The organism is Delftia sp. WSY_10 (assembly GCF_043104705.1).
Taxonomy (GTDB): Bacteria; Pseudomonadota; Gammaproteobacteria; order Burkholderiales; family Burkholderiaceae_C; genus Comamonas; species Comamonas tsuruhatensis.
In genome coordinates this window covers 21,699-38,092 of sequence record NZ_JBICKY010000019.1, presented here as the reverse complement: position 1 = coordinate 38,092, position 16,394 = coordinate 21,699, and the positions used below count along the sequence as shown (strand labels likewise).

The following is a 16,394-nucleotide window of genomic DNA, read 5'->3' as shown; positions in this document are numbered from 1 at the left end:
GTCTTCATCCTTTGCGGCCCAGCAGGCCATGGGGTCGCAGCAGCAGCACGGCGGCCATGGCCACGTAGATCATCAGGCGCGCGCCCTCGGGCCACAGCGTGCTCATCACGCTTTGCACGATGCCGATCAGCAGGCCGCCGACCAGTGCGCCGCCGAAGCTGCCCAGCCCGCCCACGACCACGATCACGAAGGCCACGCCCAGTGCCTCCACGCCCATGAAGGGCTCTGCGCCGCGTATGGGCGCGGCCAGCACGCCGGCCAGCGCCGCCGTGGCAGCGCCCAGCGCGAACACCAGGCTGAAGATGCGCAGCACGTTCACGCCCAGCAGGGACACCATCTCGGTCGATTCACTGCCCGCGCGCACCGCGCTGCCCAGCCGCGTGCCTTCCAGCAGCCACCACAGCAGCACGGCCAGCACGGCGGTGAAGCCGATCACGAACAGCCGGTACTTGGGATAGACGAAGCTGCCCCACATCACCACGCCCTGCAGCAGATCGGGCACGGCCACGCTGTCGCCCAGCGGGCCCCATTGCACGATCACCAGCTCCTGCACCACCAGGGCCAGCCCCACGGTGACGATGATGTGGAACTCATGCGCCTTGGCATACACATGGCGCAGCATGAGCTTTTCCACCAGCCAGCCCAGCGCGCCCACGGCCAGCGGCACCACGACCAGGGACAGCCAGAAGCTCATGCCCCAGCGCGTCATCTGGTAGCAGAAATAGGCGCCCAGCAGGTAGAAGGCACCGTGCGCGAAATTCACGAAACGCAGCAGGCCGAAAACGATGGACAGGCCCACGGCCAACAGGAAATACAGCATGCCTATGCCGATCCCGTTGATGGTCTGAAGCAGATAGATGCTCATACAGGGTCCGAAACGATGGACGAAGGAGGCGAAGTGCCCGGTGGCTCTGAAGCACGCCGGTCATGGTGCTGTGCCTATGAAACTGGCGCGGCCTAAGTGAGGGACACCGAGGAAGGGCCGCCCCGCACCGAGGGTGTCGTCCCCCTCCCGCGAAGCGAGAGAGGGGGAAGGCGCGCAGCGCCTCAGGGGGAGCTCTAAACCAGCTTGCAGCCGGTCTGGTCTACGGGCAGGAAGGACTTGCCGGAGCTGACCACATCCACGTAGTCGTCCTTGTTCTTCATCTTGGACTTGGCCTTGCCCTTGAGCAGGTAGTAGTTCTTGAGCACCTGGTGGTCTGCCTTGCGCACCTCTTCCTCGCCCGTCAGGCCCTGGTACTTCATGCCTTCCAGCGCGGCGACTACGGCCTTGGGGTCGACCGTGCCGGCCTTGACGATGGCATCGATCATCAGCTTGGTGCAGATGTAGTGGCCGGCCAGGCTGTAGTTGGGATTGGCCTTGAACTTGTCGTTGCAGCGCTGCACCAGATCACGGTTGAGCGGCGTGTCCACCGTGTGCCAGTACTGGGCGCCGAAGTACACGCCGTCGCACAGGTCGGCGCCCAGCGACTCGAACTGCTCCAGCCCCGAGGCCCAGGCGATCAGGATGGTCATGTTCTTGTTCATGCCGAAGCTGATGGCCTGGCGCAGCGTGTCCGAGGACTGGGCGCCGAAGTTCAGCAGCAGCAGCACGTCGGGCTTGGCCGCCACGGCATTGGTCAGGTAGCCGCTGAACTCCTTTTCGGTCAGCGAGTGGTAGCTGTTGCCCACATGCTCGATGCCCTTTTCCTTGAAGATGTTCTTGGCCGCCGTGAGCAGGCCGTCGCCGAACACGTACTGCGGCGTGATGGTGTACCAGCGCTTGGCCTTGGGCAGGGATTCGATCAGCGGGCGCACGGTCTGCTCGATGGCGCCGAAGGTGGGTGCCGACCAGCGGAAGGTGGCGCTGTTGCAGTCCTTGCCCGTGATCTCGTCTGCGCCTGCGGTGGTGATGAAGATGCCGCCGGCCTTCTCGGCCTCCTTGCCCATGGCCAGCGCCTCCGACGACAGGATGCCGCCTGCGAAAAAGCGCGTGCCCTGCTGCTGCGAAGACTCCTGCAGCTTGCGCACGGCCGTGGCGGGCTTGCCCTCGGTGTCCAGCACGGTGTAGGCCAGCGGGCGGCCCAGCGCCTTGCCGTATTGCTCTATGGCCAGCTTCATGCCCAGGTCCGCGTACTTGCCGTTGGCCGCGAAGGCGCCCGACATGGGCACGGGGCAGGCGAACTGGATGCTGTCCTTGGACTGCGCCCAGACGCTGCGGCCCAGGCCCAGCGATGCGGGCAATGCGCCCAGTGCCGAGAGTTGCAGGAGGTGACGACGTTGCATGGGATCTCCGTGATGGGGACTGAAGGCGCTGCGGCCCGGGTACGCTTTTCAGAGCAAGTTGCATGCCAGACGAAACGGGTGCGTGCAGGCTCCTTGATTCATATTTATAGTGATAAATAGAAGGAATAGGGCGCGTGCTAACCCTAGGCGCAAACGCCCACGCGCCATGGCGGTGCATACTGCACCAAACCCGTATGCAGACTGGGCGCGGACACGATCCGGTGCCCTTCCGGAGAACACAACAATGGCTACACCCAAGTCGGCCCCCCTGGCGATCCGGCAGCTCAAGCGCCCGGATCTGGTGGCCCAGGAGATCAAGCGCCTGATCACCGAAAAGAACCTCAGCCCCGGCGACCGCCTGCCGCGCGAAAGCGAGCTGCAGGCCCAGTTCCAGGTCAGCAAGGGAACGATCCGCGAGGCTCTCAAGTCGCTGGAAGTGCAGGGGCTGATCACCATCTCCACGGGCCCTTCGGGCGGGGGCATGGTCGTGGAGGTGCCGCTGGACCGCACGCTGCAGTTCATGCAGAACTACCTGTTCTTCCAGGAGGTGACCATCGACGACATCTACACGGTGCGCCAGATGCTGGAGCCCGAGCTGGCGGCAGGCGCCGTGCCCCATCTGACCGAGGCCGATTTCGAGGCCCTGGAGCACAGCATCGCCTGCTGCGATCCCACGCAAAGCAGCGACGACCTGGTGAGCCAGCGGCGCGAGGACGTGAACTTCCACGACATCCTGGCGGCCGCCAACCCCAACCCGTTCCTGCGCTTCACCTGCGAGCTGATCAACGAGATGATCCGCCAGCTCATCGTCTTCGCCAACCGTACTCCGCAGGCCGAGCACCGGCGCTTCGGCGAGGCCAATGCGCAGTTCCACCGCAGCATCGTGCAGGCCGCGCGCGAGCGCGATGCTGCGAAGGTGCGCGCATTGATGCAGGAGCACATGCGCGATGCGGCCAGCAGCGTCAAGCGCATGAAGGGCCGCATCCAGGGCCGGCTCATCCTCGATGCCGACAGCCTGCGCAGCCCGCGTCCGCGACGCGCCGTGCAGCCGGTGGAAAAGGCCGCAGCGACAGCGCCAGGGACTGCGCCAAAAACAACGGCAAGGGCGAGCGCAAGGACCACCGCGAAGGCCCCGGCAAAGGCCCCCGCAAAAACCATCCCAAAGGCCTCCGCAAAGACGGCTGCGAAGGCTCCGGCAAAGTCGCCTGCAAAGGCCACGTCCGCGCGTCCCGCTGCCGCACGCAAGCGCGCGGCCTCCTGAGCTGTCCCGCACCGGTCATCGGCGCCCCACGCCACGCGTTTCGCGCTGCCCGCTGCTGGTATGCTGCCGCGCGCTTGGCCTTCACGCATTCCCCTCACGAGACAACAGCATGAGACAAACCCCTTTCGCATCCTCCCGCACCCCGGTGCGCCGCGCAGCCCTGTGGCACGCCCTGGCCGGCGGCCTGGCGCTGGCGGCCACGCTGGCGGCGCCCCTCGCCCATGCCCAGGGCGCAGGCAGCTATCCGTCCAAGACCATTCGCCTGGTCGTGCCCTTCGCACCCGGTGGCTCCACCGACATCCTGGGCCGCCTGCTGGCGCAAAAGCTGGGCGAGAGCATGCACACCACGGTGGTGGTGGACAACAAGCCCGGTGCCAACGGCACCATCGGCTGCGACCTGGTGGCCAAGGCGCCGGCCGACGGCTACACCGTGGTGCTGGGCGACGTGGGCTGCATGGCCATGGCCAAGGGCCTGTATACCAAGCTGCCCTATGACCCGCTGCGCGACTTCGCGCCCATCAGCCTGGTGGCGCGCAGCCCGCTGGTGCTCACCGTGGGAGCGCAAAGCCCGTTCCACTCGCTCAAGGAGCTGACGGCGGCGGCCCAGGCCCAGCCCGGCAAGCTCAACTACCCCTCGTCGGGCACGGGCGGACCCAACCATCTGGGCGCCGAGCTGTATGCCATGCAGGCCAAGGTCAAGATCGGCCACGTGCCCTACAAGGGCAGCGCGCCTTCGGTGGTGTCGCTGGCCGCCGGCGAGACCGACTTCGGCTTTCTCACGGCCGTGACCATTGCCGCGCAGCTCAAGGCCGGCAAGGTGCGCGCGCTGGCCGTGGCCCACAACGAACGCCTGCAGTCCATGCCCGACGTGCCCACCATGTCGGAGGCCGGCCTCAAGGACTTCACGGCCGATGCCTGGTTCCTCGCGGCCGTGCCCGCAGGCACGCCCAAGCCCATCGTGGACCGGCTCTACGCCGAGATCGCCAAGGCCCTGCCCGCGCCCGAGGTCAAGGAAAAGCTGGACGCCATGGGCGTGCTGCCCTCGGGCCTCAAGCCCGATGCCTCGGCCCAGTTCCTGCGCGTGGAAGTGGACAAGTGGCGCGATGTGATCAAGAACGCGGGCATCACGCTGGACTGATTTCGCAGCCTTGCCGTTGCCATGCAAAAAGCCCCTGCGGCCTCACGGCCCAGGGGCTTTTCTCATGTGCCGGAGATGCTCAGTTCGTTTCGGTCAGGGCATCGCCCAGGGCGCTGACCAGCCGCTCGATCTCGGCCTTCTCGCTGATGAAGGGCGGCGCGATCTGGATGGTGTCGCCGCCGTAGCGCACGTAAAAGCCCTTGTCCCAGCACTTCATGGCGATCTCGTAGGGACGGCGGGCCGGCTCGCCGGGCAGCGACTCGATGGTGAAGCCCGCAGCCAGGCCGAAGTTGCGGATGTCGGCCACATGCTTTGCTCCCTTGAGGCTGTGCACGGCCTGCTCGAAGAACGGGGCCAGCGCGCGCACGCGGCCCGGGCCGTCCTCGCGCTGCAGCAGGTCCAGCGCGGCCACGCCCGCCGCGCAGGCAATGGGGTGGGCCGAGTAGGTATAGCCGTGCGGGAACTCCAGCATGTACTCGGGGCCGCCCGCTGCCATGAAGGTGTCGTAGATCTCCTTGCTGGCCACCACGGCGCCCAGGGGCTGGGCGCCATTGGTCACCTGCTTGGCGATGTTCATGATGTCGGGCGTGACGCCGAAGGCCTCGGCCCCCGTCATGGCGCCGCAGCGGCCAAAGCCCGTGATGACCTCGTCGAAGATCAGCAGGATGTTGTTCTGCGTGCAGATCTCGCGCAGGCGCTGCAGGTAGCCGGCCGGCGGAATCACCACGCCGGCCGAGCCCGAGAAGGGCTCGACGATGACGGCTGCGATGTTGCTGGCGTCATGCAGGGCGATCAGGTCCAGCAGCCGGTCGGCCAGCGCGCGGCCATCGGTGGCAGGCATGCCTTTGTGGAAGGACCCCAGCGCCGGCTGCGTGTGCGGCAGGTGGTCGGCCTCCACGCCCTGGCCGAAGGTCTTGCGGTTGCCCACCATGCCGCCGACCGAGATGCCGCCGAAGTTCACGCCGTGGTAGCCCTTCTCGCGCCCGATCAGCCGGGTCTTGCCGCCCTGGCCCTTGGCGCGCCAGTAGGCGCGTGCCATCTTCAGCGCCGTGTCGGCGGCTTCCGAGCCCGAGCCCGTGAAGAACACATGGTCCAGGCCTGCGGGCGTCAGCTCCTTGATCTTGTTGGCCAGCGCGAACGAGGCCGGGTGGCCGAACTGGAAGGCCGGCGCATAGTCCAGCTGCTGGGCCGCGCGGCCGATGGCTTCGGCGATCTCGCGGCGGCCATGGCCCAGGCCCGAGCACCACAGGCCCGACAGGCCGTCGAAGATCTTGCGGCCGTCGGCATCGGTGTAGTAGGCGCCCTGGGCGCTGGTGATCATGCGCGGGCGCGCCTTGAACTCGCGGTTGCCGGTGAAGGGCATCCAGTGGGCCTCGAGCCAGGCGGCATCGGTGCGCGTGGCGGGGGCGGCGCTTTGTTCGGTGGGAACCAGGGTCATGGCGATCTCCTCGAGCCTAGGGAAGAAATGTGGATCGGCCCATTGTGAGCGCGCTGTTTGATTTCGCGAAGAGCGCGATATCGAGGTTTACTTGCATATTTCTGCAAGTGACCAAGCGCCTGCCGGTCGCGGCATGGCGTGCGCGCATTGGGGGAATCCGTCGCCACTGCCGCCCCGTGGCTCCCCTATAGTGGCTCCCCTGTAGCGGTGGCCATGTCCGGCAAGCACACCGGGAGGCGAATGGCGATGGCGGAATTTTCTCTGGAGACCCCTGCGAGCCGCCGGGCACGCGATGGCCGTTCGCGCGCGGCGCTGGGCCAGCTGGGCGACATGGATCTGCGCCTGCTGCGCGTGTTCAAGGCCGTGGTCGAGTGCGGCGGCATGTCGGCTGCCGAGCTGGAGCTGAACATCGGCAGCTCCACGCTGAGCCGCCACATGAAGGACTTGGAAGAGCGCCTGGGCCTGACGCTGTGCCGGCGCGGGCGCGCCGGCTTCGCGCTCACGCCCGAAGGCCACCGCATCTACGAGGCCACGCTGCAGCTGCTGGGCGGCGTGGAGGGGTTTCTGGGCCAGGTGGACGACATCCATGGCCGGCTGGCCGGCACGCTGGACGTGGCGCTGTTCGACAAGACCGTGGGCAATCCGCAGTCACGCATTCCCGAGGCGATAGGCCTGCTGCACGATCAGGCGCCGCAACTGCACCTGCGGCTGCACGTGGCCTCGATACAGGCCATCGAGCGCGGACTGATGGAGGGGCGCTGGCAGGTGGGCGTGCTGCCCTCTGCACCCAGTTCGGGCGCGCTGGACAGTGCCCGGTTGTTCGGCGAGCGCATGCAGCTGTACTGCGCTCCCGGCCATCCGCTGCATGGCGCCGACCATGGCGGGCTGGACTGGGACAGCCTGGGCGCACATGCCTTTGCAGGCCTGGGCTACCAGTCACCCAATATGGCGCTCAGCCACCAGGCCGGCCTGCAGCGCCAGGCCACGGGTTTTGACCAGGAGGCCATTGCCATGCTGGTGCGTTCGGGCCGCTACCTGGGATTTCTGCCCGACCACTATGCACAGGCCATGGAGGGCCAGGGTCTGCTGCAGGCCGTGGCCCCCCACCGGTTCTTCTATCTCTGTGATTTCTTCGCGGTCTGGCGCAGTGCCGTGGTGCCTGGGCGTGCAGCCCGTGTGTTCATCGACGCGCTGCTGGGCGTGCACCGTGAATGAAAGGCTTTGCCACAGCCTTGGCAAGAGGAAAATCACAGGTTTGCGAAGAGGTTATGCACAGCTTTTGGCACAGCTTGTGCACATATTTTCCAGCGTATGCGCTTGACAATGTTTGGCATTGTGACCGGCGCCGGGGCTTCAGTCCGCCCCGATGCGGTCGAAAGGCATGTATGGATTCCGTGCCGGCCATGGGCCGCACGGGCAGCGCCTTGATACCAACGATTTCGCATTTCCCGGGTTCTTGCCACCATGCGCCGCCATGTCCACCTCTCTTGCCGCCACGGCAGGGCCGGGTTTCAGCCCGTGCCGCCATCGACCATCCTTGCCAGGGTTTCGGTCAGCCAATTGCCGAATGAGGCGTCCGCGCTGAAGGACCGCAGGGGCGTGGGCATGTTCGTGCTCCTGGCGGGTTCAGGCCGCAGCCGCAGTGGCTGCTGCGGGCGGCGCCATGCCGGCGCCCGCGTCGGCACGGCGGCGCAGGCCGCGCTCCCACAGCTTTTCATGGAAGAAGAAGGCCACGGCCTGCACCGTGGGCTCCAGCAGGCTGAGCGTCAGCGCGGCCCAGAGATTGCGGGTCACGGCATAGGCCACGGCCGCTGCCACGGTGACATGGATGACGTAGTAGCTGGCAGTCTTCAACAGCGTGCGGCGGTGGTGGTGAAGGGTCTGGCGGATGCGGCTCATGGGGCTCTCCTCGGGATGAGACTCCATGCTAGGTGCGCTGGATAGTTATGGCCAATCGAAAATGATCATCAAAGTTATAAACACTATCGATGGCCGGCGGTTGCGTGCTGCGGCCTTGTGCCATGCCGGGGGCGCGCCATGAGCTGGGACCAGATTTTCGTGCTCGGCTGGGCGCCGCATCCGCAATGGTTCCAGTGGCTGCATCCGGGCCTGGTGACGCTGTCGGTGCTGGTGGCCGTGGCCACGTCGGTGATGGCCATGCAGATTGCCGGGCTGGCGCGCGATGCCGCGTCGCCGCGCATACGCCGCGTGGGCGTGCTCACGGGCGCCTTCTGCCTGGGCGCGGGCATCTGGGCCATGCACTTCATCGGCATGCTGGCCTTCGTGCCCTGCACCTTTGGCGACTACGACCCCTGGATCACCACGCTGTCCATGCTGCCCAGCATGCTGGCGTCCTGGCTGGCGCTGACGCTGATGGTGCGGCCGCAGCTGTCCACGCAGGCGCTGGTGGGCGGCGGCGTGCTCATGGGGCTGGGCATTGGCTCCATGCACTACATCGGCATGGCGGCGGCCCAGACCTGGACCTCGATGCTCTACGACCCCTGGGGCGTGCTGCTGTCGGTGATCGTGGCGGCAGGCATGGCCATGCTGTCGCTGTGGGTGCGCTTCAGGCTGGGCAACACGGGCCGGCTGTGGCCCACGCTGGTGGCCGGCATCGTCATGGGCCTGGCCATTTCCTGCATGCACTATGCGGGCCTGTATGCACTGCGCCTCAAGCCCGAGATCGATGTGCTGGCGCAGGTGGAGTCGCCCACGCATGCGCTGCTGGTGTTCTCCATCGTCGGCATGGTGGTGCTGATCTTCGGTCTGGTGTTCGCGGTCAACATGACGCTGCGCTACCGCCAGATCTACCGCCAGGTGCAGCGCAGCGAATCGCGCCTGCGCGCCGTGGTGGAGACGGCAGTGGACGGCATCGTGATGATCAACGGGCGCGGCAGCATCGTTTCGTTCAACGGCGCGGCCGAGCGGCTGCTGGGCTGGACGGCGCAGGAGGTGGTGGGCCGCAGCGCCAGCCTGCTCATGCCCGCGTCGGGCTGCGATGGCGATGGCGGCTCGCTGCAAAAGCATCTGGCCACGGGCTTTGCGGGCCTGCTGGGCTCCAGCCGCGATATCAACGCCATGCACAAGGACGGCACGCAGATCGCCGTGCGCCTGGCCGTGGGGCGGGTGGCGATTGCCGGCGATCCGCTGTACGTGGGCTTTGTGACCGATATCCGCGAGCGCCGCCAGATGCTGCAGTCGCTGCGCCGCAGCGAGGAGCAGTACCGCACCCTGATCAACAACGTGCCCGGCACCACGTTCCGCTGCCTGTACGACGGCAAATGGACGCCGCTGCTGCTCAGCCGCTCCATCGAGGAGTTGACGGGCTGGACCGAGCAGGATTTCACCGATGGCCTCACGGGCTGGGACCGGCTCATCCACGCCGAGGACCGCGACCGGCTGGAGGCTGCGGTGGCGCATTCTCTGGCGCGGCGCCAGACCTACAACGCCGACTACCGCCTGCTGCACCGCGACGGCAGCATGCGCTGGGTGTCCGAGACCGGGCGCGGCGTCTTCAACGAACAGGACGAACTGACCTGGATCGACGGCGTGATCATGGACCAGACGGCGGCGCGCGCGCGCAATGCCGAGTTCGAGGGCACGGTGCGCGCCATCGACCTGTCGCTGGCCACCATCGAGTACGACCTGCGCGGCCATGTGCTGCGCGCCAACCGCAATTTCCTGGACCTGTTCGGCTACCGGCTCGACGAGGTCGCGGGCCGCCACCACGGCATGTTCTGCGAGCCCGGCTATGCGCATTCGCCCGAGCATGTGCAGTTCTGGCGCCGCCTGGCCGAGGGCGAGTTCCAGGCCGGCGAGTTCCTGCGCTGCGGGCACGAGGGGCGGCGCATCTGGGTGCAGGCCACCTACAACCCCATACGTGGTGCCGACGGCCGGCCCTACAAGATCGTCAAGCTGCTCACCGACATCAGCGCCCAGCGCAAGCTGGCCCAGGAGCTGGTGCTGGCCAAGGAGCATGCCGAAGCCGCGGCCGCCGCGCGCAGCACCTTCCTGGCCAACATGAGCCACGAGATCCGCACGCCCATGAACGCCATCATCGGCTTCACCGAGGCGTTGCGCGAAACCGCGCTGCAGCCCACGCAGGCGCGCTACCTGGACACGGTGCACTACGCGGCGCGCTCCATGCTGCGCCTGCTCAACGACATCCTGGACACGGCCAAGCTCGACAAGGGCGCGGTGGAGCTGGAGATAGAGGACTTCTCGGTGCGCGAGCTGTGCCAGCAGATCCTGGCATCGCTGCGCATCACGGCCGATCGCAAGGGCCTGGACCTGCGCCTGGACTACGACCCGCACACGCCGGCCGCGCTGCGCGGCGACGGCATGCGTGTGCAGCAGATCCTGGTGAACCTGCTGGGCAATGCCGTGAAGTTCACCGAACGCGGCCATGTGCTGCTGCGCGTGCGCTACGAGCAGGGCGTGCTCCAGCTCGATGTGCATGACACGGGCATAGGCATCGCGGCCGAGAAGATCCACCGCATCTTCGACCCCTTTGCCCAGGCCGACGCCTCGACCACGCGGCGTTTCGGCGGCACGGGCCTGGGCACGACCATCTCGCGCCAGCTGGCCGAACTCATGGGCGGCAGCATCCAGCTGCACAGCACGGTGGGCGTGGGCACGGTGTTCGAGGTGCGCCTGCCCCTGCCGGTCGGCGAGAGCCCGCTGCCCGAGCGCGGGGCGGCCAGCCGCGGCCTGCCGCCGCTGCACATCCTGGCCGTGGACGATGTGCCCGAGAACCTGGAGCTGCTGCAGATCAACTTCTCCAGCCAGAACCACCAGATGGTGCTGGCCCACGACGGTGCCGAGGCGCTGCGCTGCGTGCAGGCGCAGGAGCCGCCTTTCGACGTGGTGCTGATGGACCTGCAGATGCCGGGCATGGACGGCCTGGCGGCGGCGCGCGCCATCCGTGTCTGGGAGCGGCAGCTGCAGCGCCGGCCCGTGCCCATCGTCGCGCTGTCGGCCAGCGTGCTGGAGAAGGACCGCAGCGACGCCACCGCCGCCGGCATGGACGGCTTTGCCTCCAAGCCGCTGGACATGGCGCGGCTGCAGGCCGAGATCGCACGCCTGCTGTCGCTGCAGGTGGCGCTCAAGGAGGCCAGGCCGCCCGCGCCCGCCAGCGCCCAGCCGGGGCTGCCTGATGTCACGGTGGACTGGGCCTCGGGCATTGCGCTGTGGGGCCGGGTCGATCCGCTGGTGGCCGCCATTCGGCGTTTCCTCAACGAACAGCTGGACCTGGCCGACCGCCTGCGCCGTGCCCTGCAGCGCCCCGGACCCGAGGCCTTGATCGGCCTGGCGCACCGCGTGCGCGGCGCGGCCGGCAACCTGGGCCTGCAGGCCGTGTACCGGCTGGCATCGCGCCTGGAAGGCCTGGCGCAGGAGGGCGCCGGGCAGCCGCAGCTGCTTGCCCTCATCGACCAGCTGCACCAGGCGCTGGATGCCGTCGCGCGCGAGCTGCGCCAGCGCCACCCGGCCGCCATGCCGATGGCCGAGGCACAGGGGGCGGCATCGGGCGAGGCGCCGGGCCAGGCGCAGGGCCATGCGTGGGCGCAGGCCGAGGGCGATGCGGCGCCCCAGGCGGGCGCACCCGCCCTGCCTGCCGATGCCCGGCCCTGGCTGGAGCGCATCGTGGCCGCCTTGCACAGCGGGGAGCTGGACGGGCAGGCCATGCAGGCCCTCGTGCGCATGCTGACGGCCGAACAGCTTCAGCCGCTGCAGCAGGCACTGGATAATTTCGACTTCGAGCGCGCGCAGGAATGCGCCCAGCAGTTGCAGCAGCAACTGCCCTCGAACGATGGAGACAGAGCATGAATGCGCCCAATCTATTGGCAACGGACAAGCGCCCGCGCCTGCTGCTGGTCGATGACGACCCGACCAACCTGCATGTGCTGCGCCAGATCCTGGGCGAGGATTACCGGCTCTCGTTCGCCACGGACGGGCGCAAGGCTCTGCAGCTGGCCCAGCACCAGCCGGACCTGATCCTGCTGGACATCATGATGCCCGAGCTGGACGGCTACGCCGTGTGCCGCCAGCTCAAGGCGCAGGCCGACACGGCCCGCATCCCGGTGATCTTCATCACCGCCCTGTCTGACGGACAGGACGAGGCCCTGGGCTTTGCCTCGGGCGCGGTGGACTACATCGTCAAGCCCGTGCGCGCGCCCGTGGTGCGGGCGCGGGTGCGCAACCACCTGTCGCTGGTCAAGCTCGACGAGCTGCGCAGCACGCGGCTGCAGATCGTGCAGCGCCTGGGCCGCGCGGCCGAGTACCGCGACAACGAAACCGGCATGCACGTGATCCGCATGAGCCACTACGCAAAGACGTTGGCGCTGGCGGCCGGCTGCACCGACGAGTGGGCGGACGACCTGCTCAACGCCGCGCCCATGCACGATGTGGGCAAGATCGGCATCCCCGACGCCATCCTGCTCAAGAACGGCCCGCTGACGGCCGAGGAATGGACCGTCATGCGCCGCCATCCGCAGATCGGCGCCGAGATCATCGGCGAGCACGATTCCCAGGTGCTGCAGATGGCCTACAGCATCGCGCTGACCCACCACGAGAAATGGGACGGCACGGGCTATCCGCAGGGCCTGGCGGGCGAGGACATCCCGCTGGCCTCGCGCATCGTGGCCGTGGCCGACGTGTTCGATGCCCTCACCACGGAACGCCCCTACAAACACGCGTGGACGGTGGACGACGCCATGGATCACATAGAGCAGCAGGCCGGCGCCCACTTCGACCCGCGCCTGGTGCCGCTGTTCATCGGCCTGCGCCCGCAGCTGGAAGACATACGCGAGCGCTGGAAGGATTGACGGGGAACCGATTCCGGCAGGGTGCGCCGGGGCTTGGGCAATCGCTTACCCTGGGCGGCCTGTCTCCGGCACCTGCCTGTCCTGCCCATGTCTTGTTCGCCTTCTCCCTCCTCTTCCTTGCCTGCCGCTGACCGCTTTCATGTCCGCGCACTGACCGCCGCCGACCTGCCCGGTCTGCTGGACATCCAGCGGGCCTGCTATGGCGAGGACTATGCCGAGAGCGGCGAGGTCTTTGCGCGGCGCCTGGCCGGCACGGCCCATTGCTCGCTGGCACTGGAGCAGGACGGCCGTGTGCGCGCCTATCTCGCGGCCTACCGCAGCCTCATGGCCAAGATCACGCCGCTGCACGGTGACTTCGAGGCCGTCGAGCAGGCCGACACCCTCTACCTGCACGACATGGCCGTGCACCCCGAGGCCGCAGGCCAGGGCCTGGCCCGTGCGCTGCTGGCGCCGCTGTGGGAGCGGGCGCGCGCTGAGGGCCTGCGCCACACGGCCCTGGTGTCGGTACAGGGCTCGCGCGGCTACTGGGAGCGCCATGGCTATGCCGTGCAGGAGTTGACCGATCCGCTGCAGCAGCAGCGCCTGGTGAGCTACGGCGACGGTGCGCTGTACATGGCCCGGCCGCTGTAGGGCGGCGCTACAGGGCGCTACAGGGTGCTACAGGGCGCCGTGTCGCGTGGTGGTCTGCAAGGCGCGGTGATGGGGTTTTTGGCCGGGGACGGGCCGGCCGCCTCTGGTCATAATGCGCGCCATGCCCGATCGCTGGAAACCCAATGTCACTGTGGCGGCCATCATTGAGCGCGATGGCCGTTTTCTGCTGGTGGAAGAAGACACGGCCGATGGCGTGCGCTACAACACCCCCGCCGGCCATCTCGACCCTGCCGAGTCGCCCATCACCGCCTGTGTGCGCGAGGTCGATGAGGAGACGGCGCACGACTTCGTGCCCACGGCCCTGGTCGGCGTCTACCTGAACCGCTTCGTTCGCACGCGCACCGGCTCAGACATCACCTATCTGCGCTTTGCCTTCACGGGCGAGCTGGGTGACTTCCGGGCCGGCCAGCCGCTGGACGACGGCATCATCCGCACGGTCTGGATGACGCTGGACGAACTCAAGGCCTGCACCGCCCAGCACCGCAGTCCGCTGGTGATGCAAAGCATAGAGGACTACCTGGCCGGCCGCCGCTACCCGCTGGAGCTGATCCACACCGATCCCAGCGTGCTGCAGGCTCCGCAGCCCCACTGAGTCACCAAGGCACCGAGCACCATGCCGGCCCTGTCTGTCACACAACGCCACGCTCCCGCGTCTTGATGGCATGCAGACCTCCTCCGCCACCGACGATCCCCTGGCCCTGTTCGAGCGCCACCGCCCGCGCCTGTTCGGCCTGGCCTACCGCATGCTCGGCCAGCGCGCCGATGCCGAGGACCTGGTCCAGGAGGCCTGGCTGCGCTGGCATGGCGCCGAGCGCGCCGGCATAGAGCAGCCCGAGGCCTGGCTGGTCTCCGTGACCACGCGCCTGGCCATAGACCGGCTGCGCCGCCTGCGCGCCGAGCGCGAGCACTACCAGGGCTTCTGGCTGCCCGAGCCCCTGGTCCAGCCCTGGGCCGAGGAGTCCGCACCCTCGGCCGAAGACCTGCTGGAGCGTGCCCACGACGTGTCCACGGCGCTGATGTTCGTGCTCGAGCAGCTCACGCCCGACGAGCGCGCCGCCTTTTTGCTGCGCGAGGTCTTCGATGCCGACTATGCCGAGGTGGCCCAGGCCCTGGGCCGCAGCGAGGCCGCCTGCCGCCAGCTCGTGCACCGCGCCCGCAGCCATGTGCAGGCCGGCCGCCCGCGCTTTGCGGCGCCGCCCGAGGCCCATGCCGCGCTGCTGCAGCGCTTTGCGCAGGCCGTGCAGGGTGGGGACTTTGCGCAGATCCAGGCGCTGTTCGCGCCCGATGCCGAACTCATCAGCGACGGCGGCGGCAAGGTGCCCTCGTTCGGCCGCGTGCTGGAGACCGGCCGGCGCCTGGCCCTGCTGTACTTCGCCACCACGCGCCGCATGCGGCGCAACGGCCAGCGCCAGACCCTGCACCTGGCGCGCGTCAACGGCCTGCCGGGCCTGCTGCGCTGCATCGACGGCGAGCTGGAATCCGTGCAGACGCTGCTGGTCGAAGACGGCCTGATCCGCCGCATCTACACGCTGCGCAATCCCGACAAGCTGTCCGGCGTGCCAGTGCCGCCGCAGGCGCTGCCGTAGTCAGACGAGTTGCAGGTCGCGGGGCGTCGCGCCTTCGAAGACACGCTGCAGCTGGGCCGGGCTCAATCCATACATGCGCTGGAACAGGCCGCCCAGCACGGCGCGGTACTCGTTGAGCACGGGATGGTCGCGGTTCTGGAACAGGTTTTTCTGGTTGACCTCGACCTGCTCTCCCACGATGCGACCGCCCGCGCGCGAGGACAGCCCGCCGCCCAGCAGCCAGTAGGTCGTGCCGTGGCCGTGGTCCGTGCCCTTGTTGCCGTTCTCGCGGAAGGTGCGGCCGAATTCGCTGATCACCACCACCACCGTATGGCGCCAGGCCTCGGGACCTATCTCCTGGGCAAAACCGGCCAGGCCCCGGCCCAGCTCGTCCAGCCGTCCGGCCAGCGCGCCTGTGGCGCCGCCCTGGGCCACATGCGTGTCCCAGCCGCCCACATCCACAAAGCCCAGGTCGAAGCGATCGCGCATCAGGGCCGCCATGCGCTGCGCCACCAGCGCAAAGCCCCGCGCGCTGATGGCGTCGCGCCCGGCCTGGTCCATCTCTTCCTGCACGCTGCGCTGCACTGCATCGCGCACGGCAAAGCCCTCCTGCACGGCCGTGGCCAGGGCAGTGCCTGCGTACATGGCGGCAATGGCTTGGCTGCGTCTATCGTCCAGCCCGCCCTTGCCCACGGACGCCAGGGCCATGTTGGCGGACGGCAGGCTGCCACGCAGCAGCAGTGGCAACTGGGGCGTGAACGACATGGGCGACACCGGGCCCCGCCCGTCCTGCCCCAGCACCTGGGCCAGCCGGTTCAGAAAGCCCGACTGGTAGCTGCGGCGCCCGTCCAGGCCCTGGCCCTGGCCCAGTTCGATGGAGTCCTGTGTCTCGAAATGGCTGCGCGACAGGTCGTGCGTGCCTGCAAAGGGCACGAAGCAGGCCTGGCCGGCCTGGAACAGCGGATGGATGCTGTCCTCCAGCATCGGATGCAAGCCCCAGCGGCCATCCAGCGCCAGCGCGCCGCCGGCCTCGCCGGGACGGGGGATGGCAATGCTGGGACGGGCCTCGTAGTAGAAGTCGCTGTGCGTGGGCACCAGCAGACTGTTGCAGTCATAGGCACCGCGCAGAAACACCAGCAGCAGGCGCGGCGTGGCTGGCTGGAGGGCGGCCGCCTGCAGCCGGCCCAGGTGGGCGGCAAAGGGCAGGGCCGATGCCATGGTCAGGAAGTGGCGTCGCTGCATGGAAAGTCTC

The 16,394-nt window shown here is 68.2% G+C and carries 13 protein-coding genes; 8 read left to right on the top strand and 5 right to left on the bottom strand.

The annotated features are described in order from the left end of the window. Positions 1 to 4 precede the first annotated feature (4 nt). Both ACF8ML_RS09000 and ACF8ML_RS08995 read right to left on the bottom strand, forming a co-directional pair. Positions 5 to 865, bottom strand: coding sequence for a branched-chain amino acid ABC transporter permease (locus tag ACF8ML_RS09000; RefSeq protein WP_012207821.1), 861 nt, complete (start codon positions 863 to 865; stop codon positions 5 to 7). Between the two features lie 194 nt (positions 866 to 1,059). Continuing rightward, a complete protein-coding gene (locus ACF8ML_RS08995; RefSeq protein ID WP_034365479.1) occupies positions 1,060 to 2,265 on the bottom strand; it encodes an ABC transporter substrate-binding protein in 1,206 nt (401 codons plus the stop codon). Between the two features lie 244 nt (positions 2,266 to 2,509). On the opposite strand from ACF8ML_RS08995, the gene ACF8ML_RS08990 reads away from it, so the two are divergent. After that, positions 2,510 to 3,526, top strand: coding sequence for a FadR/GntR family transcriptional regulator (locus tag ACF8ML_RS08990; protein ID WP_213757688.1), 1,017 nt, complete (start codon positions 2,510 to 2,512; stop codon positions 3,524 to 3,526). A gap of 109 nt (positions 3,527 to 3,635) precedes the next feature. Beyond that, positions 3,636 to 4,664, top strand: a complete 1,029-nt coding sequence (locus tag ACF8ML_RS08985; protein WP_016454212.1) for a tripartite tricarboxylate transporter substrate binding protein — start codon at positions 3,636 to 3,638, stop codon at positions 4,662 to 4,664. Between the two features lie 79 nt (positions 4,665 to 4,743). Here the strand turns inward: ACF8ML_RS08985 and ACF8ML_RS08980 are convergent, their stop codons facing one another. Beyond that, positions 4,744 to 6,102 (bottom strand): aspartate aminotransferase family protein, encoded by a 1,359-nt coding sequence (locus ACF8ML_RS08980; protein ID WP_016447223.1) that lies wholly within the window; start codon positions 6,100 to 6,102, stop codon positions 4,744 to 4,746. 246 nt (positions 6,103 to 6,348) lie between these two features. Between ACF8ML_RS08980 and ACF8ML_RS08975 the strand changes: the two genes are divergently transcribed. Further along, positions 6,349 to 7,317, top strand: coding sequence for a LysR family transcriptional regulator (locus tag ACF8ML_RS08975; protein ID WP_338499156.1), 969 nt, complete (start codon positions 6,349 to 6,351; stop codon positions 7,315 to 7,317). Between the two features lie 411 nt (positions 7,318 to 7,728). Here ACF8ML_RS08975 and ACF8ML_RS08970 read toward each other — a convergent pair whose 3' ends face one another. Next, positions 7,729 to 8,001, bottom strand: a complete 273-nt coding sequence (locus ACF8ML_RS08970) for a DUF2061 domain-containing protein (protein WP_016447220.1) — start codon at positions 7,999 to 8,001, stop codon at positions 7,729 to 7,731. Between the two features lie 138 nt (positions 8,002 to 8,139). Between ACF8ML_RS08970 and ACF8ML_RS08965 the strand changes: the two genes are divergently transcribed. The 5 genes from ACF8ML_RS08965 to sigJ all read left to right on the top strand — a co-directional run bounded on the left by ACF8ML_RS08965 (position 8,140) and on the right by sigJ (position 15,163). After that, positions 8,140 to 11,928 (top strand): PAS domain S-box protein, encoded by a 3,789-nt coding sequence (locus tag ACF8ML_RS08965; RefSeq protein WP_392407005.1) that lies wholly within the window; start codon positions 8,140 to 8,142, stop codon positions 11,926 to 11,928. Next, positions 11,925 to 12,926 (top strand): HD-GYP domain-containing protein, encoded by a 1,002-nt coding sequence (locus ACF8ML_RS08960; protein ID WP_016447218.1) that lies wholly within the window; start codon positions 11,925 to 11,927, stop codon positions 12,924 to 12,926. The genes ACF8ML_RS08965 and ACF8ML_RS08960 overlap by 4 nt, the downstream gene beginning before the upstream one ends. An 87-nt stretch (positions 12,927 to 13,013) precedes the next feature. Then, positions 13,014 to 13,556 (top strand): GNAT family N-acetyltransferase, encoded by a 543-nt coding sequence (locus ACF8ML_RS08955; RefSeq protein ID WP_392407004.1) that lies wholly within the window; start codon positions 13,014 to 13,016, stop codon positions 13,554 to 13,556. A gap of 112 nt (positions 13,557 to 13,668) precedes the next feature. Then, positions 13,669 to 14,169, top strand: coding sequence for an NUDIX hydrolase (locus ACF8ML_RS08950; RefSeq protein WP_017407282.1), 501 nt, complete (start codon positions 13,669 to 13,671; stop codon positions 14,167 to 14,169). Positions 14,170 to 14,239: 70 nt separating this feature from the next. After that, positions 14,240 to 15,163 (top strand): RNA polymerase sigma factor SigJ, encoded by a 924-nt coding sequence (sigJ, locus tag ACF8ML_RS08945; protein WP_016454217.1) that lies wholly within the window; start codon positions 14,240 to 14,242, stop codon positions 15,161 to 15,163. On the opposite strand, the gene ACF8ML_RS08940 is transcribed toward sigJ, so the two are convergent. Continuing rightward, positions 15,164 to 16,384 (bottom strand): DUF1501 domain-containing protein, encoded by a 1,221-nt coding sequence (locus tag ACF8ML_RS08940; RefSeq protein ID WP_392407003.1) that lies wholly within the window; start codon positions 16,382 to 16,384, stop codon positions 15,164 to 15,166. Positions 16,385 to 16,394 lie beyond the last annotated feature (10 nt).

What these genes read in the sequence shown, in the direction of transcription:
- ACF8ML_RS09000 (WP_012207821.1), bottom strand. Translation starts at nt 865, where the DNA reads ATGAGCATCTATCTGCTTCAGACCATCAACGGGATCGGCATAGGCATG.
- ACF8ML_RS08995 (WP_034365479.1), bottom strand. Translation starts at nt 2,265, where the DNA reads ATGCAACGTCGTCACCTCCTGCAACTCTCGGCACTGGGCGCATTGCCC.
- ACF8ML_RS08990 (WP_213757688.1), top strand. Translation starts at nt 2,510, where the DNA reads ATGGCTACACCCAAGTCGGCCCCCCTGGCGATCCGGCAGCTCAAGCGC.
- ACF8ML_RS08985 (WP_016454212.1), top strand. Translation starts at nt 3,636, where the DNA reads ATGAGACAAACCCCTTTCGCATCCTCCCGCACCCCGGTGCGCCGCGCA.
- ACF8ML_RS08980 (WP_016447223.1), bottom strand. Translation starts at nt 6,102, where the DNA reads ATGACCCTGGTTCCCACCGAACAAAGCGCCGCCCCCGCCACGCGCACC.
- ACF8ML_RS08975 (WP_338499156.1), top strand. Translation starts at nt 6,349, where the DNA reads ATGGCGGAATTTTCTCTGGAGACCCCTGCGAGCCGCCGGGCACGCGAT.
- ACF8ML_RS08970 (WP_016447220.1), bottom strand. Translation starts at nt 8,001, where the DNA reads ATGAGCCGCATCCGCCAGACCCTTCACCACCACCGCCGCACGCTGTTG.
- ACF8ML_RS08965 (WP_392407005.1), top strand. Translation starts at nt 8,140, where the DNA reads ATGAGCTGGGACCAGATTTTCGTGCTCGGCTGGGCGCCGCATCCGCAA.
- ACF8ML_RS08960 (WP_016447218.1), top strand. Translation starts at nt 11,925, where the DNA reads ATGAATGCGCCCAATCTATTGGCAACGGACAAGCGCCCGCGCCTGCTG.
- ACF8ML_RS08955 (WP_392407004.1), top strand. Translation starts at nt 13,014, where the DNA reads ATGTCTTGTTCGCCTTCTCCCTCCTCTTCCTTGCCTGCCGCTGACCGC.
- ACF8ML_RS08950 (WP_017407282.1), top strand. Translation starts at nt 13,669, where the DNA reads ATGCGCGCCATGCCCGATCGCTGGAAACCCAATGTCACTGTGGCGGCC.
- sigJ (WP_016454217.1), top strand. Translation starts at nt 14,240, where the DNA reads ATGCAGACCTCCTCCGCCACCGACGATCCCCTGGCCCTGTTCGAGCGC.
- ACF8ML_RS08940 (WP_392407003.1), bottom strand. Translation starts at nt 16,384, where the DNA reads ATGCAGCGACGCCACTTCCTGACCATGGCATCGGCCCTGCCCTTTGCC.